The sequence below is a fragment of the Streptomyces lonarensis genome (genome assembly GCF_012033735.1).
GTDB classification, from domain to species: domain Bacteria; phylum Actinomycetota; class Actinomycetes; order Streptomycetales; family Streptomycetaceae; genus Streptomyces; species Streptomyces lonarensis.
Window position 1 is genome coordinate 1 of record NZ_JAAVJD010000343.1, and the last position, 4,071, is coordinate 4,071.

At 77.5% G+C, this 4,071-nt stretch carries 2 protein-coding genes; both read right to left on the reverse strand.

Features of this window, described 5'->3' with window-relative positions; all coding sequences use genetic code 11:
• Positions 1–80 precede the first annotated feature (80 nt).
• On the reverse strand, positions 81–2,267 hold the full coding sequence (locus tag HCN56_RS24125) for a HelD family protein (RefSeq protein WP_376770925.1): 2,187 nt from the start codon (positions 2,265–2,267) through the stop codon (positions 81–83).
• Between the two features lie 444 nt (positions 2,268–2,711).
• Positions 2,712–3,869, reverse strand: coding sequence for a winged helix DNA-binding domain-containing protein (locus tag HCN56_RS24130; RefSeq protein WP_167974556.1), 1,158 nt, complete (start codon positions 3,867–3,869; stop codon positions 2,712–2,714).
• Positions 3,870–4,071: the final 202 nt, after the last annotated feature.

Consider the following 4,071-nt stretch of genomic DNA (forward strand, 5'->3'; position numbering starts at 1 on the left):
GCGTGGCACAACGGCCCGCTCGCCGCGCCGAACGCCGGCACGCCGACAGCCGACGCAGCCCGCCGGGCCCGCCGGGAAGTTCAGCCGGCGGCCGCGGCCGTAGCCGTGGCCGCCGGCTCCGCCAGCAGCGCCGGCACCGGCGCGTGGTGCACCACCGCCAACCCGGAAACCGCCCGGGTCAGCGCCACGTACAGCCGCCGCAGCCCCGTCCGCTCGTCCGGCTCGGCCGCGACGATGCCCGCCGGCTCCGCCACCACCACGTAGTCGTACTCCAGGCCCTTCGCCAGCGACGCCGCCACCAGCGTCAGCCGACGGCCCGCGCTGGTCTCCTCGCCGGGGGAGAGGTGCGGCAGCCCCGCCGCCCCCAGCGCCGCCGCCAGGTCCGGCAGCGCCGCGTCGGCGGCGATCAGCCCCACCGACCCCTCGTGGGTCAGCGCCTCCCGGCACGCCGCCACCGCCAGGTGCGGCAGCTCCTCCGGCGAGGCGGCGGCCCGGATCTCCAACGAGCCGGCCGACTCCCGCACCGAGGTGGCCTCCGACAGGTCCGGTGCGATCGCCGGCAGCAGCCGCGAGGCGTACGCGATGACCTGCCGCGGCACGCGGAAACCCTCCGTCAGCTCGCTCACCGCCGCCTCCGGCTTCCCCAGGTGGGCCAGCGCCTGCGCCCAGCCGTCGGTCGCCCAGGGCGTGGTGCCCTGCGCCAGGTCGCCCAGCACGGTCGCCGACCCCGTGGAACACCGGCGCCCCACCGCCCGGTACTGCATCGGGGAGAGGTCCTGCGCCTCGTCCAGCACCACATGCCCCAGCGACGGCGTCCGCTCGACCACGTCACGCGCCTCGTCGATCAGCACGGCGTCCGCCGCCGACCACTTCGCCGACCGCACCCCGCGCGCCGGCTTCTCCCACAGCAGCAGCCGCTGCTCCTCCTCCGACAGCACCCCGGACGCCTGCTCCGCGAGGAACGCGGCGTCCGACAGCAGCCGCAGCACCACCTTCGCGGGGTCGACCACCGGCCACACCGACTTGACCAGCGCCTTCACCGGCGCACTGCGCGCCACCGCCGCCTGCACCCGGTCGTCCGGCGCCTCCCCCGAGCGTTCCATCCGCACCAGCACCGCGTGCGCGATCCGCTGCGGCAGCGCCTCACCGGCCGCGCCGTACCGGATGTCCCGGTCCAGCAGCTCACGCACCAGCTCCTCGATCTCGTGCGCCGGGACCCGCCACGTCCGCGAGCCGCGCACCAGCACCAGCGGCTCGGTCGGCATGCTCACCCCCGCGCGCACCGCGCGCCGCAGCACCTCCGCCATCCGGGCGTCGCCCTTCAGCAGCGCCACCGCCGACGGGTCCACCGCCCGCACCTCGACGTGCGCCACCAGGTCCGCGACGGTCGACTGCCGTACCTCCAACTCGCCCAGCGCCGGCAGCACCTGCTCGATGTACCGCAGGAACGACGCGTTCGGGCCCACCACCAGCGTCCCGCTGCGCGCGAGCCGCTCCCGGTGCGCGTACAGCAGGAACGCGACCCGGTGCAGACCCACCGCCGTCTTTCCCGTCCCCGGGGCGCCCTGAACGCAGAGTGTCGTCCCCAGCGGCGACCGCACGATGGCGTCCTGCTCCGGCTGGATCGTCGCGACGATGTCCCGCATCGGGCCGACGCGCGGCCGCTCGATCTCCCGTTGGAGCAGGGCCGACCCGGCCGCCGTGCCCGCGCCGCGCGCCCGTTCCTCGTCGGTGAGGTGCGTCAGGTGCTCGTCCTCGTAGGCGGTGAGGCTCCCGCCGTCGTACCCGAAGCGCCGCCGCAGCTCCACACCCTGTGGATCGGAGGGCGAGGCCCGGTAGAAGGGCTGCGAGACCGGGGCCCGCCAGTCGATGACCATCGGGTCGCCCTCGGCGTCGTGGACGTGGCGGCGGCCGATGTAGAACCGGGTGCCGCTCTCGCCCTCGGCGTCCAGCGGGTGCCGGTAGTCCAGCCGCCCGAAGAACAGCGGGGTGTCGACGAGGTCCGCCAGGGACTTGATGCGCTGCTCGACCTCCCCGCGCAGCACCTCGGCGTTGACCCAGTTCGCGGTCACGTCGCGGATGTCCAGCGACTCGGCGTCGTGCCGCATGGCGCGCAGCGCCGTCCGGGAAGCCGCCAGATGGGCGCGCTCGGTTCGCAGCGGGTCGGTGGCCCCGGCCGGCGGCTCGCGGTCCTGGGTGCGGTCGGCCGCGGGTTCCGGCGGCGGGGGCGGGGGAGTCTGACCGGCGGCGGGGCCGGGTGGGGGCACGGCGGACATGGTGCGGGGCCTTCCGGGAGGTCACGCGGCAGCGCCGCCGCCCCGGTGCGGGGCGGCGGCGGGCACAGCGTCGACGGCGAACGGGTGCCGACCGGTTGCCGTGCGGTCGGCGCCTCCCCGGCGCAGCGGGCACGGAGGGCAGCAGAGCACGGGAGCCTAGGACGGACACGGTGCGCGGTGCAACCGGATTACGGCGGGAACGTGCGCCGGGGTGCCGCGCAGGGCGGTGTGCGGCGCGGGCGGGTGTGCGGCGTGGGCGGGTGTGCGCGGACGGGGCGGTGCTGGGCGGCGGGGCCCGGAGATCGGGGCGGGCGAGTGCGAGCGGGTCGAGGGTCCGGGGCAGGCCGCCGCCGGGGTGGGGCATCGGGGGGCGGGCGGGCGTTGGCAGGGCCTCCCCGCGCCCCGGTCGTACGCTCACCGCGCCCACCCCCCGGGTCAGTCAGCGATCGGCCCACTGAGCGCGCGGCGCTCCGCGACCGCGTCGCCGAGCTTCTCCCACCAGTGGTGATGCCGCCGGTACACCTCGGCGTCCCGCCCCGCGAGCAGCGCGGCCAGCCGCTCCGCCTCCGCCGACAGCTCACGCCACGCCGCCGGCGGCAGCTGCCGGAACGCGTACCCCTCGACGCCGCCACCGGTCGCCCGCCACACCCCGGCCACCCGGCCGTCCACCAGCAGCGTGGGCAGCAGGTCGCCGTTGGTCCGCGTCACCGCGGCGCGGAACTCGGCGGGCAGCAGCCGCGACCGGTCCGCGTGGGCCAGCAGCACGTTGTCCCACATCCCGAGCAGCCGCGCCGGGGCGGGCGCGTCGCCGGGCGGTCGCGGCGCGTCCGGCAGGTCGTACAGCGGCGGCCGGTGCCCGCCGGGCAGCTCCACCACCTCCTCGCCCAGCGCCGCCAACGCCTCCCGGACCCGCCCGCGCGGCACCAGCGAGAACTGCGCGATGTCGGCGACCGACGCCGGCCCGTAGCCGGCGAGGTACCGGCGCACCAACCGGGGCAGCGCAGCCGCGGCCGCCGCCTCGTCCAGCGGGGGAGGCGCCGCCGCCGCGCGGTAGACAGGGCGCGGCCCGAACGACCAGGCGGCGTCGGTCGCGGGCTCGTGGACCAGCGTCGCCACCGCCCGCAACGTCCGCCACAGCGCGGACCGGGCCGACGTCGGCGCGTTCCCGGCCAACCACGCGTCCAGCTCGGCCGTGGTGCGCGGCACCGCGGCGAACTCCAGCAGGCCGGGCAGCAGCGCCTCCGCCTCGGCCGGTGCCATGCCCGTCTCCCGGAACCGGCGGTCGTAGCGGGCGCCGCGCAGTACCGGCTGCACCGCGGAACGCAGGAACGGATAGTCCTCGGCCCGCGCCGCGTGCAGCGTGATCCGCAGCAGCGTCGCCTTGACCACGGCGCCGTCGGCGAACGCCGTGTCCAGCGCCGCGGGGTCGAACCCCGCGACGCGGTTCCACAGCGCCAGGTAGGGCGAGGCCGGGTGCTGCGCCTGGAGCGCGACCAGCCGCCCCACGGCGTCCGAGACGGGCAGCGCCTCCCGGGCCAGCAGCAGCTGGCGGGCGAGGGTGGCGCGGTTCAGTTCGGCAGCGGTCGCGGTCATCCCGGCATCATCACACCCGCCGGGTGGCGCCCGGCGGGTGCGGCGGGTACCGCACCGGGCGGTGCACCGCTGTGGAGCGGCCCCGGCCCGGCTCCGGGTCCGGCTCACCCGAGCCGGCAGCGCCCGGCCTGCCGGGCGGCCGACACGGCCCGGGAGCGGTGGAACACCTCGTCCGACCACAGTCCGGCCGCTGCCGTCGCCG